The 24,259-nt window shown below is 35.4% G+C and carries 15 protein-coding genes; 6 read left to right on the forward strand and 9 right to left on the reverse strand.

The genetic code is table 11. The features are described 5' to 3' along the window. The first annotated feature begins 221 nt into the window (after positions 1-221). Entirely contained in the window at positions 222-743 is a 522-nt protein-coding gene (locus tag JS605_RS03560; protein ID WP_203256288.1) for a porin family protein, read from the forward strand. A 71-nt stretch (positions 744-814) separates the two neighbouring features. Here JS605_RS03560 and hppD read toward each other — a convergent pair whose 3' ends face one another. The 5 genes from hppD to uvrC all read right to left on the reverse strand — a co-directional run bounded on the left by hppD (position 815) and on the right by uvrC (position 8,028). Then, a complete protein-coding gene (gene hppD, locus JS605_RS03565; protein ID WP_203256289.1) occupies positions 815-1,975 on the reverse strand; it encodes a 4-hydroxyphenylpyruvate dioxygenase in 1,161 nt (386 codons plus the stop codon). A 150-nt stretch (positions 1,976-2,125) separates the two neighbouring features. Further along, positions 2,126-3,280 (reverse strand): homogentisate 1,2-dioxygenase, encoded by a 1,155-nt coding sequence (locus JS605_RS03570; protein ID WP_203256290.1) that lies wholly within the window; start codon positions 3,278-3,280, stop codon positions 2,126-2,128. Between the two features lie 439 nt (positions 3,281-3,719). Next, entirely contained in the window at positions 3,720-5,960 is a 2,241-nt protein-coding gene (locus JS605_RS03575) for a patatin-like phospholipase family protein (protein ID WP_203256291.1), read from the reverse strand. Between the two features lie 3 nt (positions 5,961-5,963). Continuing rightward, complete coding sequence (locus JS605_RS03580) at positions 5,964-6,212, reverse strand: hypothetical protein (RefSeq protein WP_203256292.1); 249 nt, start codon at positions 6,210-6,212, stop codon at positions 5,964-5,966. Between the two features lie 22 nt (positions 6,213-6,234). After that, positions 6,235-8,028 carry an excinuclease ABC subunit UvrC gene (gene uvrC / locus JS605_RS03585; RefSeq protein ID WP_203256293.1) on the reverse strand — a complete coding sequence of 598 codons (1,794 nt, stop codon included), beginning with the start codon at positions 8,026-8,028 and terminating at the stop codon, positions 6,235-6,237. A 169-nt stretch (positions 8,029-8,197) separates the two neighbouring features. Between uvrC and rimK the strand changes: the two genes are divergently transcribed. The 5 genes from rimK (at position 8,198) to JS605_RS03610 (ending at position 12,711) form a co-directional block, all read left to right on the forward strand. Next, a complete protein-coding gene (rimK, locus tag JS605_RS03590; protein WP_203256294.1) occupies positions 8,198-9,073 on the forward strand; it encodes a 30S ribosomal protein S6--L-glutamate ligase in 876 nt (291 codons plus the stop codon). A 49-nt stretch (positions 9,074-9,122) separates the two neighbouring features. Next, a complete protein-coding gene (locus JS605_RS03595; protein WP_203256295.1) occupies positions 9,123-10,094 on the forward strand; it encodes a succinylglutamate desuccinylase/aspartoacylase family protein in 972 nt (323 codons plus the stop codon). Positions 10,095-10,181: 87 nt separating this feature from the next. After that, on the forward strand, positions 10,182-10,748 hold the full coding sequence (locus JS605_RS03600; RefSeq protein ID WP_203256296.1) for a 5-formyltetrahydrofolate cyclo-ligase: 567 nt from the start codon (positions 10,182-10,184) through the stop codon (positions 10,746-10,748). A 97-nt stretch (positions 10,749-10,845) separates the two neighbouring features. After that, a complete protein-coding gene (locus JS605_RS03605) occupies positions 10,846-12,294 on the forward strand; it encodes a PAS domain-containing sensor histidine kinase (RefSeq protein ID WP_203256297.1) in 1,449 nt (482 codons plus the stop codon). Positions 12,295-12,297: 3 nt separating this feature from the next. Then, entirely contained in the window at positions 12,298-12,711 is a 414-nt protein-coding gene (locus JS605_RS03610; protein WP_203256298.1) for a response regulator, read from the forward strand. Between the two features lie 170 nt (positions 12,712-12,881). Here the strand turns inward: JS605_RS03610 and JS605_RS03615 are convergent, their stop codons facing one another. From JS605_RS03615 to JS605_RS03630, 4 genes are all read right to left on the reverse strand, one after another. Continuing rightward, positions 12,882-13,505, reverse strand: coding sequence for a lipoprotein signal peptidase (locus JS605_RS03615; RefSeq protein ID WP_203256299.1), 624 nt, complete (start codon positions 13,503-13,505; stop codon positions 12,882-12,884). 121 nt (positions 13,506-13,626) lie between these two features. Continuing rightward, complete coding sequence (locus JS605_RS03620; RefSeq protein ID WP_203256300.1) at positions 13,627-14,007, reverse strand: TraR/DksA family transcriptional regulator; 381 nt, start codon at positions 14,005-14,007, stop codon at positions 13,627-13,629. 4 nt (positions 14,008-14,011) lie between these two features. Next, positions 14,012-17,416, reverse strand: a complete 3,405-nt coding sequence (ileS, locus tag JS605_RS03625) for an isoleucine--tRNA ligase (protein ID WP_203256301.1) — start codon at positions 17,414-17,416, stop codon at positions 14,012-14,014. A 114-nt stretch (positions 17,417-17,530) separates the two neighbouring features. After that, positions 17,531-24,130, reverse strand: coding sequence for a LamG-like jellyroll fold domain-containing protein (locus tag JS605_RS03630; protein WP_203256302.1), 6,600 nt, complete (start codon positions 24,128-24,130; stop codon positions 17,531-17,533). Positions 24,131-24,259: the final 129 nt, after the last annotated feature.

Here is a 24,259-nt window from a genome sequence, read left to right on the forward strand (position 1 = left end):
TTATTTGGGTAATTATAATGTAACTTCTTCTCGCAAAATTTATTGTTTTATTTTAGAAATTACAATTACTATTCCAAAAATAGAAATTTTATCCAAAACCCTGCTGTATCAACTGTTATAGTTATGTTAGAATATGATTTGCAAACCTCTTTTTAAAATTGGTATGCTCACATTTTTGATACAGTTCGATGTATGTGTGTAATTAATTAAAACCAAAATTTATGAAACGACACACATTAACCGTTTGTTTATTATTTCTTGTATCTGCAACCACTTTTGCTCAAGATTTTAATTTGTCGGCTACTGCGGGGTATTTAAACATCAATTCTATCTTTAAAGTTGATGGGGAAAAACGCGATTTAGACTTTAAAAGTAGCGGATTTTATATTGGCGCCCAGAGTGAAATAGAGCTAGCTGAAAAAGTAAACTTACTTCCAGAATTACTATTGGCCATTAATAGCGAAGGTAATGTACTGTACCTTGGCCCAATTGCTGCATATGAAGTTACAGAAGCATTTAGTGCACTTTTTGGCCCAACATTTACATACCTCTTGGAAGATGTCGCCAGAAACTATCAGAAATTTGGAATCTCCTTAGCTGTAGGTGGTTCTTATAATTTTACAGAAAAGATATATGCCCAAGCCAAGTATAACATTCAAGTGAATGATTATTACACAGGCGACTCTGATATAAGCTCTAAAGCAAATTATTTGCTTATAGGTGTAGGCTTTAGAATTTTGTAATAGGTGTTTGAGTTAGTTTAGTTGAAAACGGCACGATAGAAATCAGTCTTAAAATCGTGCCGTTATGTTGTTTATAGGGTTCCTCTTTTAGCCTGCTCTCGTTCTATAGACTCAAAAAGTGCTTTAAAATTTCCTGCTCCAAAACCTTTTGCCCCCATACGTTGAATAATTTCGAAAAACAACGTTGGCCTATCTTCAACGGGTTTAGTGAATATCTGTAACAAATACCCTTCTTCATCTGCATCAATCATAATACCTAAACGTTTTAAGGTTTCAATATCTTCCCTGAGTTCATGATTATGTTCTTCTAAGCGCCCGGGAACTGCTCTGTAGTATTCATCTGGCGGAATCGATAAAAACTCCACACCTCGGCTTCGCAATTGAGAGACTGTTGTGATAATATCATCTGTAGCCACAGCTATGTGTTGTACGCCTGCACCTTCATAAAAATCTAAATATTCCTCTATTTGAGACCTCTTTTTACCTTCTGCAGGTTCGTTAATAGGAAACTTTATTCGTCCGTTACCATTACTCATTACCTTACTCATTAGTGCTGAGTATTCTGTATGGATTTGTGTATCATCAAAGGATAAAAAGTTTTCAAACCCCATAACGTCTTCATACCATTTTACCCATGTATTCATTTGTCCCCAACCTACATTACCTACCATGTGGTCTATATATTTTAACCCAACAGACTCAGGGTTATAATCACTTTCCCAGGTTCTAAATCCTGGTAAAAATGCACCGTTGTAGTTTTTACGTTCTACAAACAGATGTACTGTTTCCCCATAGGTATATATTCCAGATCGCACTACCTCACCAAACTCATCTGTTTCAACAGTTGGTTCCATATAAGATTTGGCACCTCTGCTTGTGGTTTCCTCGTAAGCTTTTTTAGCATCTTCAACCCAAAGTGCTATTACTTTTACGCCATCGCCATGTTTTACAATGTGTTTGTTTATGGGCGACTTGCTATTTAAAGGCGTTGTTAACACTAGCCTAATTTTATCTTGCTTTAGCACATAACTTACCTCATCTTTTGATCCTGTTTCCAAACCTTTATATGCATAACTTTGAAAACCAAAAGCGGTTTTATAAAAATGTGCTGCTTGTTTTGCATTGCCTACGTAAAATTCTACATAGTCGGTACCTAGAAGCGGCAAGAAATCTTGTGCGCCTTCAAATATTTTTTCTAAACCGTAGTTTACTGATTTTATGTTTTTACTCATAATTATAAGCCCTCCCTAACCCTCCAAAAGGAGGGAACCCCAAAACGGACTTAACGGAGTTTATTAATTTATATTTTTTGAACTGCATTACCATTTAGCATTAAATTTTCAATGCTATTTCCCCTGCTTAGAAGGGGTTAGGAGAAGCTTCTACAACCATGATTTATGGTAGTTATCATCTGCTATTTTCATAGCTTCTTCTGTAACCATAAGTGGTTTAAAGGTATCTACCATAACTGCCAACTCCTCTGTTTTGGTTTTTCCAATGCTACGCTCTGTTGCTCCTGGATGAGGGCCATGTGGTATACCTGCTGGATGTAAAGAGATATGCCCTGCTTCTACATCGTTTCTACTCATAAAATCACCATCTACATAATACAACACCTCATCACTATCGATATTACTGTGATTATATGGTGCTGGTATGGATTGGGGATGATAATCGTATAACCTTGGTACAAAGCTACATACCACAAAAGCATCTGTTTCAAAGGTTTGATGTACTGGCGGCGGTTGGTGTATACGCCCTGTTATAGGTTCGAAATCGTGTATAGAAAAGGCATATGGATAATTGTAACCATCATACCCAACAACATCAAATGGGTGTGACGCGTATATCATTTCAATGATATCATCTTGCTTTTTAACCTTTATTAAAAACTCTCCAGATTCGTTATGGGTTTCTAACTCATATGGCCTTCTTATATCACGTTCGCAAAATGGTGAATGCTCCAAAAGCTGGCCAAACCAGTTTCTGTAACGTTTTGGTGTATAAATTGGTCTTTTTGACTCCACTATAAACAACCGATTATCTTCAGTATTAAAGTCTATTTTGTAAATAATCCCTCTTGGAATCAGCAGATAATCGCCATATTTAAAATCGATATTACCAAACATCGTTCTTAATTTCCCTGTGCCTTTATGCACAAAAATCAGCTCGTCTGCATTGGTATTCTTATAAAAGTAATCTTGGATTGATTGCTTTGGAGCCGCTAATATTATAGCACAATCACTATTAACTAAAACTGTTTTTCTACTTTCTAAAAAATCGTTTTCTGGCACAACTTTAAAGCCTTTAAGCTTATAAGACTTTATATTATTGGCCTGGGCTATTTTTGGGGCCACACTGTATTGGCTTTTTATAGCTTTTACTTGTGTTGGCCGTTGCTCATGATAACTATTTGTATACATCCCATCAAAACCAATGGTGCCAAATAGCTGCTCGTAGTACAAGCTCCCATCTGGTTTTCTAAACTGGGTATGTCGTTTTGGGGGAATACTCCCTAATTTATGATAAAATGGCATTTTTCTAATTTTTAGCGTAACCTTATAATAGGTTAACCGAATGATACTAAAGATAATAAATTAAAAAGATTATGTCTTTCTGGTAAAGACAAAAATGCCTGCTTATTCAGGATTTCTCTTGATAAGGTAATGAAGAAATTGTAGTAAATCTTTAAATAAAAGCTCCATATCTATACAAATATCGTAAAAAAAATGGAACTACTTAAACCTTCGCTCTATTACCTACTGATAAACAAAGGCGTAGAGGTATATGCTTTTTGTTGGTAAATGAGCACCCTGCAAAGTACTGGGGCTCCTCACAGAGGGCGACTAGCGAAAGCCTACCGGCAGGCATTACCGAACATCTGCCCTGAGATTACCGAAAGGTTGTGGTAGCGACAAAAAACAACCTCTTGAAATAAAACACCCTAAAGACAGAACAATAGAAATACTTTTTTAATTAAAACCAGAAGCCTACATTAAAATACCAAACACTATCATTTTGTTCTGGAGAGTAGCTGTATTTTATTTGGATAGGTCCAAAAAAGCTATCTATGGCATACCCTAAAGCGTAACCTCTGTAATCTGGCAACGTAAACCATTCCCCTGTTTCGAATATATCATCTTCTATGTTTGCCCAGTTTCCTTCTAAGGTAAGATGATGTTTACTAAAGATTTCGTAGTCCAGACTTAAACCTGCTTTTACATAGCTATTTCCAGTCAAGGCAATAAAATCGTAACCATAAAACGGAATAAAGTTATTAATAAGATTGTTACCATAACCACCAAGAGCAAAGTCTAAGGTTGTTGTAGATTTATCTCCAAATTTAAAACCGCCACCAGCTGTCCAATTAAGTGAAAGTCTTGGGGCAACAGTTACCGCATAACCTATATCTGCCTTTGCTATAGAAAAGCTATCAAAACCCTCGTTGAAGTGAGATGCAAATAAGTACATATGTAGATCACCGTTAAAATACACGCCTTTTTTTGGAAAATATTTATTATCGTAGGTATCTAGTTCTAAGTTTCCAAATACACTAAAATAATCTGTTCTCTCAAATAAAAACGCATCTTGGTTTGTATTGGCTATGGTTTCTGATTTTATTTCTAAGCGTTTATGTTCTGCCCCTAGACTTAGTCCAAAATCTTTCCTAAACAAGGTTTTTAGGTAAAACTGATTGGTTTGGTCTTGCAACAACACATCTATTTGATTTAACCCAGTTCCTGTAATTTGGGTATCATCTAGTAGCAATTGGGCACTTATGCCTTTTCTAAATTGATTATAACGCGAACGTAGACCTATGCTCCAGTAAAACCCTTTATCGATTAAATACTCAAAATTATAGCGTACATTATCTCCAAGTATAAAATCCAAGGAAACTATATCATTATTAAAAAACAATCGCTTTTTAGTAAGATTTATTAGGGCTGCGCTTTTATATAGATCATCGTAATGCCCTCCTAGTTTAATAAACGTAGTGGTTTTGTTTTCTCTTACATCGGCAACCAAATCAAACTCACTATGTAACGCTGAAGGTATGAGTCTATAATGAAAGGCATCAAAATTGTTAGTTGCAACTACGTTATTTACGCCATTAGCAAAATCGCTATACGCAACTTTTTCGTGTCCTTTTAGTTTTAATTTTCCTAAGATATAAGCACGCGTATATTTTTCATTACCGTTTATGTAAATATTTTTAATAAACAAACTGTCTCTTACCTTTTTAGTAATGCTTTTATTATCTGGTTTAGGTGTAACATGCACTGCATTTTGTAGAGCCTCTAATTTATCTATAGCTGCTCTTTCTCCGTTTGCGATAATTTTATTGCCTTCATTGAACGACACTACATTAAAATCTTTAATATCGGGGCGAATATAAATATCGGTTTTACCCGATTTTGTCTTCATATCTTTAATTGTTCTGAAATTATTGATTTGAATAAGTACATCTGGTGCTGATGTTAACTCTTCTCTTGAGAGTAAATCATCTTGAACATCAACTCCTATTATTATATCCATACCCTTGGCTTTAAGTTCATGTATGGGATAATTATTTACTACACCACCATCTATTAATATTTGATTGCCAATTTTCACAGGTTGAAACAGTGATGGTAAAGCACCACTTGCCATAACTGCTTGAGTTAAGTTACCTTGCTCTAGTTGCACCTGTTGCCCAGTTTCAACGTTTGTTGCGATACAAAAAAATGGAATTGGTAGCTTTTCAAAATCATTTACAGCACTTACGTGAAGTAATAATTTTGACAACAAATTATAGGTGTTTTGTCCTCTTGAAAGTGCTGAAGGTAGTTTTACTTTTAAATTATCAAAAGGCAAAGTTATGGCGTATCGTTCTGAATTGTTACGTTCGTAAAATGCTTTGGAAGCCCTTGGTAAATCATCACTAATTATTTTGTCAAAATCTATATTGTTAAAAATAGAGTCCAGTTCTTTTCCGGTGTAATCACTTGCATACAATGCTCCAACAATGGCTCCCATGCTGGTGCCTGCCACATAATCTACTTTAACACCAAGACTATCTAAGACCTTTAAAGCACCTATATGTGCCAAACCTTTTGCGCCTCCACCACTTAACACTAAACCTACTTTGGGTTGAGGTTTTTCCTCTAGATTGCTTTGCGCTTTTGCGGAAAACATTACAAATAGAAATAGGGTCAATATGATTGGTTTTGGATTCATTTTTTACAGATTCTTATTTACATAGATTCCCTTTCCTTTTGCTTTGACGTCCCTGATGATTAGATATTTACCATTAGAAAAAACTATTTTAGCCTTACCTCGGTAAGAAGAAATATGTCCGTTTTCTATTCTAAAATTATTTTCACTTAACCAATCTCCTATATGAGTTCCTTCTCCATACTTCCATGTTTGCTTTTCAATGAAAAAACGTGTGTTTAAGTAAGTTAGTCCTAGACAAAAGATTATACTCAAACCTAATAATATTTTGAGAAGTTTACTTCTCATGATAATAACTATAAACCTTTTCCGCCCGAGACACTCCAACTACACCTTCCAATTCATCCAACTTTGCATGCGCCACACGCTTAGCTGATTTAAAGTGTTTCAACAATTCCACAACTGTTTTCTCACCAATACCTGGAATAGTTTCCAATTCTGTATTCAACGCATTTTTACTACGTCTATTACGATGATGCTCTATACCAAAACGATGGGCTTCGTTTCGCAATTGCTGTATTATTTTTAATGTTTCACTTTTTTTGTCAAGATATAATGGAATAGGATCGTTTGGATAAAATAATTCTTCCAATCGTTTTGCAATACCTATAATAGCAATTTTTCCTCTTAAACCTAATACATCCAAACTCTTTAATGCTGATGACAACTGCCCTTTTCCGCCATCTATAATAATTAATTGTGGCAAGGGCTGGCCTTCTTCAAGCAAACGTTTGTAACGCCTATGTACTACTTCTTCCATTGAAGCAAAATCGTCTGGCCCTTCTACCGTTTTTATATTAAAATGGCGGTAATCTTTTTTACTTGGCTTCCCATTTTTAAATACCACACATGCTGCCACTGGGTTAGTACCTTGAATATTGGAATTATCAAAACACTCTATATGCCTTGGCTCCTCGCTTAATCGTAGATCGGCTTTCATTTGTGCCATAATACGGTTAGCATGTCTATCTGGATCTACAATTTTCATTTGCTTAAAACGCTCCATCCTGTGATACTTTGCGTTTCGCAAGGATAAATCCACAATATGTTTTTTATCACCTAATTTGGGCACCGTTACCTTAACATTTTCTCCTAAATCTACCTTAAAAGGCACATATATTTCTTTGGAGTTAGAATTAAATCGCTGCCTTATTTCTGTTATGGCTAACTCTAAAAGTTCTGCATCTGTTTCCTCCAACTTCTTTTTTATCTCTAAGGTATGCGAACGAATGATAGAACCATACGACAGCTGCAAGAAATTAACGTAACCATAACTTTCGTCACTAGTAATAGAAAACACATCTACATTACTAATTTTAGGATTTACAATGGTAGATTTTGCTTGATAGTTTTCTAGAACCTCTATTTTCTCCTTTATTTTTTGTGCCTCCTCAAATTGCATATTTTCGGCATAAACCTTCATTTGGTTTTTAAACTGAGATAAAGAATCTTTAAAATTCCCTTTTATAATCTGCTTTATCGCTTTTATATTGCTGTGATAGGCTCCTTCGGATTCTAACCCTTCACAAGGGCCCTTGCAATTTCCTAAATGATATTCTAAACACACTTTATATTTACCAGCCTCTACTTTTTCTTGACTTAAATTATAATTGCACGTGCGTAACGCATATAAGCCTTTAATTAAGTCTAGCAAGGTCTTTACGGTTTTCATACTGGTATATGGCCCAAAATATTCGCTACCATCTTTAAACACACGTCTGGTGGAAAACACTCTTGGGAAACGTTCGTTCTTTACACAAATCCATGGGTAAGATTTGTCGTCTTTTAACATCACATTGTAACGAGGCTGATACTTTTTTATGAGATTGTTTTCTAAAAGTAACGCATCGGTTTCGGTTTCTACCACTATATGCTTTATGCTCGCTATTTTTTTTACTAATACTCTAGTTTTTCCGTATTCGTGGTTCTTGGTAAAGTAAGAGCTTACCCGCTTCTTTAAGTTTTTGGCTTTCCCTACGTATATTAGTGTATTATCCTTATCGTAGTATTGATATACTCCAGGCTGATTTGGTAAGGTTTTTAACTGTATCTCTAAGTTGGGGGTATCCATATCTGTAAAGGTATATTAAATCGTGAAAACCTAAAAAATTCCTTATTGTTTTTGTTATCTTGCACATAGAGATAAGTGCCTAGAATTTAAAGTACGCTATAGCGCCTAAAGTTAAAAGTAATGCGTAGCAAACTTTAAATACTTGTGACTTTACTCTTTAAGCACTTTTATGAACATAGTTATACTCTCCAGAAATGCAAATTTATATTCTACCAACAGGCTTGTTGAGGAGGGAGAACACCGTGGACACGATATGGAAGTTATCGACCCATTGAAGTGTGACATTATTATTGAAAAAGAAAAGCCTACCATTTTTTACAAAGACCGTTATTTGGATTATGTAGATGCTATTATCCCCAGAATTGGTGCTTCTGTTACCTTTTTTGGCTGTGCAGTAGTTCGCCAATTTGAAATGATGAATGTATTTACCTCTGTAACTTCTGATGCCATTATTCGTTCTCGTGATAAACTACGTAGCTTTCAGCGTTTATCTAAAGCGGGCATTGGCATGCCTAAAACAGTATTTACCAATTACTCTAGAGACGTTGAAAAGGTGTTATCGCATGTAGGTGGCACTCCTGTAATTATAAAACTTTTAGAGGGCACACAAGGGCTTGGCGTGGTTTTAGCTGAAACCAAAAATGCTGCTGAATCTGTTCTAGAGGCTTTTAACGGACTTCAAGCCCGTGCTTTGGTCCAGGAATATATTGGCGAGGCCAAAGGTGCCGACTTAAGAGCTCTGGTAGTTGATGGCCATGTTGTGGGTGCCATGAAACGCCAAGGAAAAGAAGGAGAGTTTCGCTCTAATTTACATCGTGGAGGATCGGCCGAGATAGTAAAGCTTACCGAAGCCGAAATAAAGGTAGCCATGAAAGCGTCTCGTGCTTTAAAGCTTCCTGTTTGTGGTGTAGACATGCTACAGTCCAACCGTGGACCTTTACTTTTAGAGGTAAATTCTACGCCAGGTCTGGAAGGCATAGAAGGTGCCACTGGAAAAAATATAGCCAGAAGCATTATAACTTACATTGAAAGAAATAGACATTAGCATCTAAATTCCAAACAATAAAATATCAACATCTAAAAAGCAACGCTTAATGACTGTAGAAAAAACACCTTTAATTATTCTAGGCACCGAAGTACAACCTGGAGAAACCAAAGAGGTTAATTTTGATGTTGCTAATCTGCATACTGCATCTCCAGTAAATGTACCTGTGATTATTAGTCGGTCTAAAAAAGCAGGTCCTACGGTTTTATTTACTGCTGGTATTCATGGGGATGAAGTTAACGGTGTTGAAATTATTCGTCAGCTTATCGCCAAGGGCATCAACCAACCTAAAATAGGAACTATAATTTGCATGCCAGTTATTAATATTTTTGGATTCATAAATTTAAAACGTGAGTTTCCTGATGGCAGAGACCTCAATCGTGTTTTCCCAGGCAGCACCAATGGTTCTTTGGCTAGTCGTGTGGCACATAAGCTGATACACGAGGTAGTGCCTCATGCAGATTTAATTATCGATTTTCACACTGGGGGCTCAGGGCGATTTAATGCTCCTCAGCTAAGATATACCAAAGACCAAAAACATCTTAACGCATTAGCTGAAGTGTTTGGAGCACCTTTTGTATTATACTCCAAAAACTTAACCAAATCCTTCAGAACTACATGTTCTAAACTGGGGAAAGATTTATTACTTTTTGAAGGTGGCAAATCCTTTCATATAGACGATGTTGTAACTAATTCGGGTGTAAATGGTTCTAAACGGTTATTGAAACATTTGGGCATGTTAAAAACAGTTTTTAAAGCTTCTAAACCAAAAAAGAAATGTGTTTTTATTGAAGAAAGCAAATGGCAACGTGCCAAGTACTCTGGAATGTTTAAAGCTTCTATCCCCGTAGGTTCTCAAGTAGAAAAGGAGGATATCATTGGAAATATTACCGACCCCTATGGGAAGTTTAATTATTTTGTTAGGGCGCAAAGCTCTGGTTTTGTAATCAATGTTAATGAACTACCAATAGTGTATCAAGGCGATGCGTTATTTCATATTTCTTCTGAAGTTAAAACTTAGTATTCATGTTGGCAAAAAATAATTTGTCATCTCGAACAAGAAACAAGAAGACACCTTTCTCTCAACTACAATATTTATATCGCTTTTATGACTAAAAAAGAACTCAGAAAAAAATATAAAACCCTTCGTTCTAAGCTTTCGGAAGATCAAATTCAGGATTATAGTATTGCCATTGCCAATCAATTATTGAATTTACCTATTTGGGATTACTCCTTTTACCATATTTTTTTATCTATTGAAGAGCAAAAAGAGGTTAACACCGATTATATTTTAAACATCCTTTCTGGTAAGGATAAAAATGTTGTGATTTCCAAAAGTGATTTTAAAACGAATACATTGACCCACTATCTATTAACTGACAGTACAGTCATCAAAAAAAACAGCTATAATATTCCTGAACCTGTTGATGGTATTGAAATCTCAAATAAAAAATTAGAAGTTGTTTTTATTCCTCTTTTAGCTTTTGATATACAGGGAAATCGTGTAGGCTATGGAAAAGGATTTTATGACATATTTTTAAGCAAATGCAACCCTGAAACTATTAAAATTGGATTGTCGTTTTTTGAAGCTGAAAATAACATTGAAGATATTTTTGAGGGAGATATTGGGTTAGATTATTGTGTGACTCCTTTTGAAATTATTTCGATTAAATGATGTATTTCATCGATTAAGTGCGAAAATATTTTTAACATATGTTAATTTTATGTTATGTTTACGGAAATTATTGTCAAACTCTCACACTATACAGACAATGTTACTAAACCAACTAACCAGTAAAACAGTAGACGAAATAGATATCGGCTACTGGGAATACAAAGACACTGAAGAATTGCTATGGTCTAAAGCATTTTTATCCAGCCTTAAGTATTCAGAACAAGAAGTAAAAATTAGCCTAAAGTTCTTCTTAAACCATATTATCCACAAGGAAGATCACGATTTATTCCGGAATAATTTTTTTAGCTTCATAAAAAATGGTACCGATTTTAGACAAAGTATGCTTCTAAAATCTGTAAACGGCAAGTACAAGGAATTTGTATGCACAACAAATAACAATGTTTCCCTGAAATCTCATGGAAATTCTAAATTCATTTTTTTCAACAAAAGAAAATTTAAAACAAATAAGAAAGTAACTAAGAACAAATTCTATTACAAAGAAACTGCAGAAATGACCAAAACCGGGAGTTGGTATCTAGACTTTGTAAAGCAAAAAAGTTATTGGGATCAACAAACAAGAAGAATTTTAGAATACCCTGAAGATTACATCCCTTCATTAAAAAATTCTGCAAAGTACTATCCAAAAGAATACCAAAAATTGGCACAAAATACATTCATTGAATGTGCCATTGAGGGAAAAAAGTTTGATGTTGAAATAAAAATGCTCACTAAGAACAATCGTTCTTTTTGGGTAAGGGCCATGGGAAAACCTGTTTTTAATGAGTTTAAAAACATTATAGGAATGCGTGGCATCTTCCAAGACATAGATGCTTCTAAAGCTAAAGAATTAAGTTTGCAAAGAACTTCTAACATCATAGCTTCTCAAAACAAGAGACTTTTCAACTTTGCCCATATTGTATCTCATAATCTTAGATCCCATACCAGTAATCTTACACTTATTTCTGAATTAATTGATACTTATGAAAGCTGTGAAGAAAAGCTAACCTTAATTGAGAACGTTAAAGACATTGCTCTTAGCTTACATGAAACTATAGAACATCTTAATGAGGTTGTAACCATACAAACCAGTACTAATAAAAGTAAATCTTTAGTCTATTTTGATGATGTACTCAATCAGGTTGTAAACTCTATTGGGCAGATTATTGCTAAAGAGAACACAACTATACATACTAATTTTTCTGAGTTAGAAGCTATACAATACATTCCCGCATATTTGGAGAGTATTCTTTTAAACCTTATTACAAACGCTATTAAATACAAGCACCCAGAACGCAATCCAGTAATCACCATACAGTCTAGTGTTAAAGACACAAAAAAAATCCTTGAAATTACTGATAATGGTTTGGGAATAGACATGGATAAATTTGGAGATAAAGTTTTTGGTATGTACAAAACATTTCATTACAACAAAGATGCTACAGGGATAGGATTATTTATAACCAAAAATCAGGTCGAAGCCTTAAATGGCCAAATTTCTGTTTCTAGCGAAGTTAATAAAGGTAGCACTTTTAAAATTGAATTTTAGCTTATGGCACCCTCTAATGTAAAGCTTGCTTGTATTATTGATGACGATAGTATATACATCAATCTACTCAAAAAGATTATCCAAACTAAAAAACTATGCTCCGACCTAATTGTCTTTAATAACGGACAACAAAGCATAAACTACTTTGAAGACAAGGTTAGGGATTCTGAGTACAACAACATTCCTGAAATTATTTTTTTAGATCTAAACATGCCTATTATGGATGGTTGGGAATTTTTAAAACACTTTAAGTTAATTAAAAGTAAGCTTAAAAAGGAGGTTTCGCTATATGTGGTTAGCTCCTCCATAAACCCTGCGGATATAAGTAAAGCAAAATCTTTCCCAGAAGTATATGATTATTTATCAAAACCTGTGCATATTAAAGATCTGGAAGCTATTTTTTCAAAAGTTAATTAAAGCAGGCTAATTATCTTAAAATCAATTTTAGTTGGACTTATTTTGCTACACTAAAAAATATTATAAATAACGTTATTTCATTTAAGTTTCCACTGCGCTCAACCCCTGACAACAGATATTAACTTGTGTATTTTCAATTAAATAAAAATAAAATCACATCACGTTAACAATTAATCTTTTTTAGCAAAAGCGCGTTTGTTAAATACAATTAGCATTATAAACCCAGTACTTATAGCCATATCTGCTATGTTGAACACAGGATCAAAAAACGTGAAGAATTTGCCACCATACTTTGGCACCCATTCTGGAAGATAGCCTTTATAAAAGGGGAAATATAACATGTCTACCACTTTCCCATGCAATAACGTATCATAGCCTCCTTCTTCTGGTAAAAAAACAGCTATTTGATTAACGCTATCATTAAATAAAACACCATAAAATACTGAATCTATTATATTACCTAACGCTCCTGCAAAAATTAAGGATATGGCACAAATTAAAATTTTCGAACTTCTCTTTTTGGTAGCTGTATACAACCAGTAACCTATACCAAAAATGGCAACTATCCTAAATACCGTTAAAAAGGTTTTAGCTATTCTGTCTGATAGGTTTGGAATAATATCGCTTATACGCGTGCCCCAAGCCATACCCTCATTTTCAATAAAATAAATTTTAAACCATGAAAACACTTCCACACTTTCGTTAAGCGCAAAATGCGTTTTGATGTATATCTTACTTATTTGGTCTACAAGTAAGATTATAATTACTATTAAAATGGATCTTTTTAGGGACATATCTTAAAATAGATTCTTGGTTATGCAGGGATGACAAACGACCTTAAATAAGAAACGTCAATTTCTATTTACGAAACTGACGCCTTAGATTTTATGAAATTCCTTTATTAAAAGGAATTTACTATTTCTGCATATTCTTAGCTTCTATACTCAAAGTGGCATGCGGTACTAACTCTAAACGTTTTTTATTAATTAGTTTACCTGTTACACGGCACACACCATAGGTTTTATTTTCTATTCTGATTAATGCATTTTTTAAATCGCGAATAAATTTTTCTTGACGGATAGCCAATTGTGAATTAGATTCTTTACTCATAACAGCACTACCCTCATCAAACGCTTTAAATGTAGGCGATGTATCATCTGTACCGTTATTATGGTCGTTCATGTAAGCACTTTTAATTAACTCTAAGTCATGTTGCGCTTTTTCTATTTTTTCTTGTATTAGCTTTTTGAACTCTGCTAATTCATTATCTGAATATCTTACTGTATTTGAAGCCATAGGTTTAATGTTTTGTAATAAATAATTTGGTACTTACATCATCAAAAGCAATATCAATACCATTATTTATTTGGTCAATAATTTCAAGTTCTTCGGTTAATGTTTCAGTTTTTATGTATTCTATATTGGAGTCTACAGCTTGCTTAAGCTGCTCATCCTGTTGTAATTTTACATCTATTCTATCGGTAACCTCAAACCCAGAATCCTTTCTTAAATTCTGAATACGATTTACTAATTCTCTCGCAATACCTTCTTGTTTTAGATCATCGGTAATTGTAACATCTAGAGCCACTGTTAAGGTCCCTTCATTTGCTACTAACCACCCCTCTATGTCTTGAGAAGTTATTTCTACATCTTCGAGTCCTAATGTAATATTTTTTCCGTTTATTTCAACATCAAAACTTCCATTTTGCTCTATTTTGTTGATATCTTCAGCATTAAAGTTCATAATTGCTCCCGCAATGGCTTTCATGTCTTTCCCAAAACGAGGTCCTAGTACTTTAAAATTTGGTTTTATTTGTTTTACCAATATATCTGAAGCATCTTCTAACAACTCAATATCCTTAATATTTACCTCATGCTTTATTAAGTTAGATACCGCCAAAATTTCTTCTTTCCGTTGTGCACTATCAATTGGAATCATAATTTTTTGAAGCGGCTGTCTTACTTTTATCTTCTCTTTAGCTCTCAACGATAATACCAGCGAAGATATTGTTTGTGCTGCTTCCATTTTTCGCTCTAAACTTTTATCAACAAATGATGCATCGTATACTGGAAAATCTGCTAAGTGTACACTCTCAAAAGCTTCTTTTTGGGTTACTGCATTTAAATCTAAATACAATTTATCCATGAAGAATGGTGCTATTGGCGCTGCTAACTTCGCAATTGTTGTCATGCATGTGTATAGGGTTTGATACGCCGAAATTTTATCGGTTTGGTAATCGCCTTTCCAAAAACGCCTTCTACTTAAGCGCACATACCAGTTACTTAAATAATCTTGTGTAAAATCTGAAATGGCACGAGCCGCTTTTGTAGGCTCGTAATCCGCATAATACGCATCTACTTTTTGGATTAACGTATGTAATTCTGATAGAATCCAACGGTCTAATTCTGGGCGTTCTGCTAATGGAATATTAGCTTCAGCATAACTAAATTTATCCAAATTGGTATATAAACTGAAGAACGAGTATGTGTTGTAAAGTGTTCCAAAAAACTTACGTTTTACCTCTTCTACACCATCTAAATCAAACTTTAAATTATCCCATGGATTTGCATTGGAAATCATGTACCAACGCGTGGCATCTGCACCGTAAGTACCTAATGTTTCAAAAGGATCTACAGCATTTCCTAAACGCTTAGACATTTTTTGTCCGTTTTTATCTAGTACTAATCCATTAGAAACTACATTTTTATAGGCAATGGAATCAAACACCATAGTTCCTATGGCATGCAACGTGTAAAACCATCCTCTTGTTTGGTCAACGCCCTCTGCTATAAAATTCGCTGGAAAGGTTGTGCCCTCATCAATAAATTCTTTATTCTCGAACGGATAATGCCATTGTGCATAGGGCATAGAACCAGAATCGAACCACACATCTATTAAATCGCTCTCACGTTTCATAGGTTGTCCCGAGGGAGATACTAAGGTAATTTCATCAACAATATTTTTGTGTAAATCTAACTTGGCATAATTCTCTTCTGAGTTATTACCTACTTCAAAATCTGCAAAAATATCTTTTTCTAAAACTCCTGCTTCAACGGCTTTCGCCATTTCTGCCTTTAATTCCTCAACTGAACCTATACATAATTCTTCGGTGCCATCTTCGGTTCTCCAAATAGGTAAAGGAATTCCCCAATAACGTGAACGTGATAAATTCCAATCGTTTGCATTAGCCAGCCAATTACCAAATCGTCCTTCTCCTGTACTTTTAGGTTTCCAGTTTATGGTATTGTTTAACTCATGCATTCTATCTTTTACATCGGTAACCTTAATAAACCAAGAATCTAATGGATAGTATAAAATAGGTTTATCGGTACGCCAGCAATTTGGGTAGCTGTGCTTGTATTTTTCAACCTTAAAGGCTTTATTTTCTTCTTTTAATTTAATGGCTATTTCTACATCAACTGAACGTTCTGGAGCGCTTCCTTCGGTATAATATTCGTTTTTTACATATTTACCCGCCAGTTCTTTTAATTCCGGACGAAACTTTCCTTGTAGATCTACTAGCGGCACCAAATTGCCGTTCTCATCCTTTACCAACATTGGTGGCACTTCTGGCGTAGCTTGTTTTGCTACCAGAGCATCATCTGCACCAAACGTGGGTGCTGTATGTACAATTCCTGTACCGTCTTCAGTGGTAACAAAATCTCCAGAAATAACTCTAAATGCGTTTTCTGGATTATCATTTGGAAGTGTATATGGCAATAATTGCTCATAGGTTATCCCCACTAAATCTTTACCTATAAATTCTTTAACCACATAAAATGGAATCTTTTTGTCTCCAGATTTATAGTTTAACAATTCTGGCTTGGTATCTACTTGTGTAAACTTTCCTGAAAATTGATAGTTAACCAATTTTTTAGCCAAAATTACATTTATAGGTTGAAATGTGTATTGGTTATATGTTTCAACTAAAACATAATCGATTTTTGGACCCACTGTTAGTGCTGTGTTACTTGGTAATGTCCAAGGCGTAGTGGTCCAAGCTAAAAAATGAATATCTCCTTCATTCTGTAAAAACTCAGGAAGCGATTCTGGTTTTACTTTAAATTGTGCTACAATTGTTGTATCGGTTACATCTTGATACGTTCCAGGTTGATTTAACTCGTGCGAACTTAAACCTGTACCTGCTTTTGGTGAGTATGGCTGGATAGTATATCCTTTGTACAACAACTTTTTGTCATATATCTGTTTTAACAACCACCATACAGATTCCATATACTTAGGCTCGTAAGTAATGTATGGATCATCCATATCTACCCAATAGCCCATTTTTTCGGTAAGGTCGTTCCAAACATCGGTATATTTCATTACCGCTTTTCTACAAGCGGCATTGTATTCTTCAACCGAGATGGTTTTTCCTATATCTTCTTTAGTAATACCCAGTTCTTTTTCAACACCAAGTTCTATTGGTAATCCATGCGTGTCCCAACCCGCCTTTCGCTTTACTTGGTAACCCTTCATGGTTTTATAACGTGGAAAAATATCTTTGATGGCACGTGCTAAAACGTGGTGTACTCCTGGAAGCCCATTTGCAGATGGCGGCCCTTCATAAAACACGTAAGGTTCGTTTCCTTCTCTTGTGGTTACACTTTTTTCAAAAATAGAGTTTTCCTTCCAATAGTTTAGAATGTCGCTAGCTACTTTTGGTAAGTCAAGTCCTTTATATTCAGCAAATTTCGTGCTCATTTATACTCAAATCTTATAAGTTCGCGAATTTAATGAATTATCACGAAATTGATTTGTTTTTAAATAAAAAAAGCCAAACATATTGTTTGGCTTTTTACTTAAAGTATTTTGTTTTTAATTCTTGATGAATTTTTTAGTAACTACTTGGTTATTATCCATCCTTAACACCGCTATGTAGGTGCCACTGGCTGTATTAGGAAGTTCTAATCCATCATTTAAAGTTGTTCGTTCCACATCAGCCAGCTCCATTATGGATTGCCCTCTTATGTTATACAGTGTAAACCGTTTTACCTCTCCATTGAGTTTCTTAGCATATAATCTGTTATCTAAAACATCATAATACACATAGTTTTCTTGAGCTATTGCTTCTTCACTGCTTAAAGTAACCGCTTCTGACTGGAATACGATTTCTAACCTATCATTGAAGATGCCCTGCTCTGAAGTAAAACTATAGGGCTGATTGTTCCTTAGGTTAAAATAATCTCCTGTCAGGTAGTCCCTTAAATAAATTTCCTGGTCTTCTGGCATGTTCTCCAGCTCTGATATCCTAATCTCGAACGTATGGTCCCCAGATGACCTAAAATTCAATGGCACCACCTTATCTGGAGCTATCTCCCCATAGGCCTGGATGTTCATATTCTTGCCTTCCATAACCAAACTTAAGTCATTATTACTTGCATCATGGGTCTCGGCATCATAACCATAATCATAACCATCGGTAGTTTGGCTACTGAAACCTAGCAATAATTCCCGTTTTGTATCTGGTCCTGTTACAGCTTTAAACTCTAAACGCATCTTCTGAAGACTGTCTGTTTTAACATCCGCCGTTTTGGTTTGTTCTGTTTTGGATTTTTTATTATTATTTTTCAGGAATACCGACCCATTATTATAACTTCCATCTGCATCGGTTTCCTTTATAAAAATACGTTGCCCATTGTTGAACTCTACGTTACCATCCGCTACAATCTCGGTAATGAATCCTTGACCTACTGGCAAGTATCGTGTTGGTACTTTTGTTCCCTCTAGGCCTCCTGTTGTGGCACCTTCTAAACCAATAAACTGTGAGGCTCTTATCGCTCCTGTTTTATTTATCTGAGCATAGCCTCCATTGTAAGCATCTAAATTATGGGACGTACCGCTCCATTGTTGCCACAATTGTAAAGTTCCATCTATCACGCCTACATTATCGTCTATAAATTCATGAACGTCTAATGCTGATGGATAGGGGTTACCCAATAAAAACTCGGTCTTACTTGTTCCTGCTACAGAACCTGCACCACCTCTATCTTCTACGGCTACCAGGATAGTACCGTTGTTGGGCTTACCTTCAAATATATACTGTTGTTCTGGGCTTAATACTCCTGTTCCCTTTTGTGTATAACCTACTCCCGGACTTATAGCTGTGCTTGTATCTATCTTTGCCCAGTCATAGTAGGTTAATCCATTAATATAAGTGTAAAGCCAATAGGTACTTATGTTGCCGTTGGCTGTATAGCTTTGGATAAACTGACAGTTAAACCCTGATTGGTCTTTTAACATGTTTAGGCTAAACACTGAATTATTTGCATTGTTAATCGCTCCATTGTTATCTGTAAGTGTAGTTACGCCTTGTCCTCCTACAGGAGACGCCCAATAGTTATACCAATAGGCACTTGAGGTACCCTCCTGTCGTCTTAACACCTTACCAGTAGCAGATGTTACCAAATCACTAGTTTGGGTTTGAACTAATTGGGAGTCTCCCAATAAATCTAATGCACCGTTCAATTCTAAGTACCATGTGTTACGAATAAGATGATCTCCATTTACTGTAAGTGTATTACCATCATCAATAATCAACCCTAACTGTTCGGTATCTCGATCAACTGTTATATTATTTGATATTTTTACGATACTATAGTTAGTATTTAATGTTAATTTTGTGAGGTCCCAAACATTGCCATGTAACCATATAGCATCTGAACTCCAATTACCATCACTACCGGTAACATAAGGCATTGGTGCTGTTTGCTCTTGTATGGTGGTAATATTCCGGAGATATAGAAATTCGTTATTTTGTGAATAATCATTAGTCCTTCCTGTTACAATATCTGTCATAGGGTAATAAGCAATCAAATTACTCCAAAGTACGTTTACATTTGTGCTAACATCCTTAATGGTCTTTTGCACAATAGTACCCTCTGTAAAACCACCGTTTTCTTGTATTTCTTGATACACCATCTGGCTTATTTGGTCTGCTGTAAGCGCCACATTAAAAACGCGTACTTCATCAATATCGCCTTTAAAGTAAAGGTTATCTGTAACATTTTCTGAAGATAATCTGCCTATCTCAAAATTACCATTAGTACTTATAGAACTTTCTATAACAGCACTTGTAGCTCCTATATTAACCGAACCTGATAGTTCTCCATCAACATACAACGATAAATCTCCTGTACTACCCGAATAAATACCAGCTATATGATGCCACTCGTCTTGGTTTACACTTGTACAACCGCAACCTATTGTTGTGGTTGTACTATTACTTGTTCTAACAGTAAACATTGGTTTTATTCCATTTTGCAGCCATAGCTTAACACCAGTATCTTCGCCTGCAATTACCATATCTGTGGTATTACCTCCATCAGATTTTACCCATGCCATGATACTTAAGTTCTCTAACCCATTTAAAAACGATGCTCTGGTTAGGTAATCATCTATACCATCAAAATCTATAGATGCACTAGGTGGCGGGTTAACATCAAAAACATCTCTATAGTCTAAGTCTCCACCTAAAGTAAGGTCTGAATCTGTATCTGGTAAAATACTTAAATCTGTAGGATCTTCAATGTCTTCATTTACGTCTAAATTAGTGTCATTAATGTTTGTAGTTTCGAAGGCATCATCTAACCCATCATTATCTGTATCAGAGCCTGTTAATGTATTTGGCATACCGTTCTCTTCGATATCTGGGATACCATCGTTATCGCTATCTGTGTCTAAATAATCTGGTGTTCCATCACCATCGGTATCTTCTATAGATAATAGTCCAGGTCCATAATTATCATCTACACCATCATTATTAGTATCTGTAATTGCTGAACCATTTCCACTTGGCCCTATGTAACCAACTGTGGGTTGCGCTTCCACATTATCTGGTATTCCATCATCATCAGAGTCTATATCTAAATGGTCTGATTTTCCGTCTGAATCAGAATCACAAAATCGATACACCGCTGTTAAAGTAATTTCAACAAAGTCTACGAATAAATAATCATCTGCATAATCATCTCCAATTATTATATTCCATGTTCCCACATTTGGATCTTCGTGGTACAAAGATGTTAGACTATTTTTTGGCAAAAACGTACCAGATTGTGGTAGATTGTATGTTGGATCTGCATCACTTGCAATTACTGTACCTGTACTATTAAATACTTGATCTGCATCAATAAAAGACACCCCAGAACCAGCTCCAGAGCCGTAATCTCCATAGTCAACAAAGTTAATAACAGCACCACTCGGTGATTTTAATCCAAAATATTTTTCGTCTGCATAAATACGACCAGGTGAACCACTACATTTATCTCCTGGTGTTCCAGCAAATACCCCATCGAACATTTCAAATTTAATTCTTATTGATATATCAGTTACCGTATAACCTGCTGGCACAGAAAAACTTCCTACTACAATTTCTTCTTCATTAATAGATTTTGCGCATGACATGCCATCAACAAAAACAGGACTAGCAATATCTCCACCAATTGTTTCACTATACATAATTCCTGGACATTCATCAGTATCTAAAATTCCGTCATTATCATCATCTAAATCAACTACATCTGAAAGACCATCTGCATCTGAATCATTGTAAACTGTTACAGTAGCTATAGCCGAAGAACAGTTAGCGGCATTTGCTACTTCACAAATTTGATAAGTTACGGAGTAAGTTCCAACTGTTGTTCCTGCTGGAACAATTACACTTCCAGATGTATCAATGGAAACGCCTGTTAATCCACCATCTGCTATAATAGACATAGTAACATCAGAATCTACTACGGGGTTTCCATTCAATATATCATTTATCGTAGCATCTCCAGCAATTCCACCAAAAATATTTGTGACTGATGTGTTGTAAAAAAAGTCATCTACTGCTAAAATATTAATTGCATTTATGGTAATATTGCTTGAAGCTTTACATTGGTTAGTTAGATAGTCTAATGCTATTACACTAAAATTGTATGTTCCTATAGAGGTTATTGGTTCAAGTGTTAAAGTAATAGAGCCACCATCTCCAAAAATACTATCGCTCATACTCATTTCTGAAGCATTTTCAATAAAATATAAGGTATTTTCTGCAGAATTTGAGATAATTATACTTTGTGGTTGATTAGTAAAAACGGTGTAACTAGTTTTGTCTGTAATAGGCGCACTAGGCCCAAAACAAGGAATAGTATAAGTAGAAGGACAAATAATTTCAGATGTATTGGGTTCTTTAACTCCAATACTTAAAACACCTCCTTCATAAATTTGGTTTGCTACCGTAGTGTTTACTGGAATAGACCAAGTTGTTCCAGATGTAGTCACTTCACCCAAATAATATCCATCTATATATAGTGAAACTATCGTATTTGCAACAGCACTTGCTAAAGTTCCACTAACCGTTGTTACATTAATATTGGATATAGGGCTTATGGTTCCGCAACGCAGATTAGAAACTGGCGCAAGTGCTGTAACCAAATTAGAATTTCCACTGGTACCACAAGCTGTAGTTAACGTAGCATAGTAAACTGTTCCTGCAACAGGAGTTGGTGAGGACAACGTCCAATTTCCTCCAGCCCCTACTGTGGTAGTTCCTAATAATACATTAGTCGCATTATCATAAACATTAATTGTTCCTCCTTCAACAGAAGCACTTCCTTGTAGTGGGCTTCCCGCAACTACATTACCATTATCATTATAGATAAAAGGTAATAGCACATCACAAATCACATTTCTTTGAACAGGAATTGAACATTTATCTTGACTACTATCAACCGTACTAGGCAGAATTGCTCTTACTTCCACCACATCTCCTACTTGCAAAAATGAATTGGTGGTGTCATACGAATAAGTTCCTGCTGCTGTCGCTGTTGTTATACCTAAATTTATTGGAACAGCTGAACCATTTTTATACACTGCTAAAACTACACTAGAATTTGCAGGTGCAGTACCAGTTACCTCTGAAGTATTTGGCGATATGGGATTAGTTTCTATTGTTGCTACTGGTGTATCTGATTCAATGTTATTATTCACATACGTACAAAAATCGTAACATCTGGATTCACATTTCCCTGATTCTTGATAGGTTATAAAATAACTTCCAGCTGGTATATCTCCTCCTGCAGTTCCAGAACAGGCGTTACCAGTGTCATAAACGCTCCCATCCCAACCCCATTGCGTAACTGATGTAGCAAATGTGTGCTCAAACTCAAGAACCACGCCTCCTGTGCTACTATATCTATAAACCCTTGCTGTAACACCTGCAGGAATAACAGTTCCTGTAATAGCATTGTTAGTTCCAATTCTAATTCCTCTATGTGTTGTACAAATATCGTCGATGTCAAAACAGCTAGAAGTTGCACTGCAAGCAACCTCATTAGAAACCTGTACATTATTACTATCATAACAAGTAGCTTCTCCAGTACTAACAGCAGAGGCATTAATAACATCTCCGTCTGCAAGTGCGCTAACAGATAAATTCCAGCTTCCTCCAGAGGTTGCTGTAGTGGTTCCTATAGCTGTTCCGTTATTAAATACGGTAATCGTTGCCGTACTTTGTGTAGAGTAACTTGCAGCCGTCCAGCTTCCAGAAATGGTCGTTGCCCCAACTGTTATTGGAGAATTAACCGTTGGCGCATTAGTACACAAACCTGTAGGACAAGTTCCATCTAATATTTGTTGAGGCGTACAGGGAGGTGTAACTATAAGGTTACCTGAAGGATATGTGTCTGAAGAAGGTCCACATAATGACGGTTTAGGTGCCATTACCGTAGCAATATCATATCGTAAAGGCGTAGTGCTTGTTAAAGGGGTACTTCCGCCCGAGAAGGCGGATAATGGCACATAAAAATCAATGAAATAATCGCTATCACCATCATTATTAGTTAATGCCGCTGAGGTTTGAACATGCTGTGGATTTGTTAACAAGGTTCTTTCCCATAGAAGATTACAGCTATTTCCATTATTCACGTCATAGATAGAAATAGTGAATCCAGTTTGTACAACAACTTCATATTCAAATCCTGGATTGGATGTAGTATAAGTGGGATCAGAAACCCCAAACTTACTATCTGTATCTATTAAAACACTATAACCTTTTGCTCCCGCAACAATGTTACCCAAACGAAATCTTGTAAGTAAATTAGTTCCATCAAAATATTGATAAAATGCGTTTCCATTTTCATCTTGAACAAAGTCGCTAAATCCACCACTGGGCCCCATTGAGATGTCTCCTGAAGATTCTGCAGTAATAACGGGAACAGCATAATAGGGAATTTCACTTGCCACTCCTATATCTGTAGTTGTAAACCCAGTATTGGTTGCAGAGACATACCCATCACCATTAGGATCTAAAACAGAAGATGAACTTTGAGGGGGAATATTTCCAGCACCATCTCTTACAATTAAACCCGGTGTTTGTGAAAACACAAAAAAAGGTAAAATCAAAAATGCAATACGTAGTAATTTCATTTTCATAATTAATAGATTTGGGTAACTTTAAATGCAGATATGAATTAAAAATCTACACTTGTTAGATATTTAAATAAATACAAAATTCATTATTCATTTATGTTTAAACTCTTTATTAATTGGACTCATTTAACA

This window comes from Hyunsoonleella ulvae (assembly GCF_016827605.1).
Classification (GTDB): domain Bacteria; phylum Bacteroidota; class Bacteroidia; order Flavobacteriales; family Flavobacteriaceae; genus Jejuia; species Jejuia ulvae.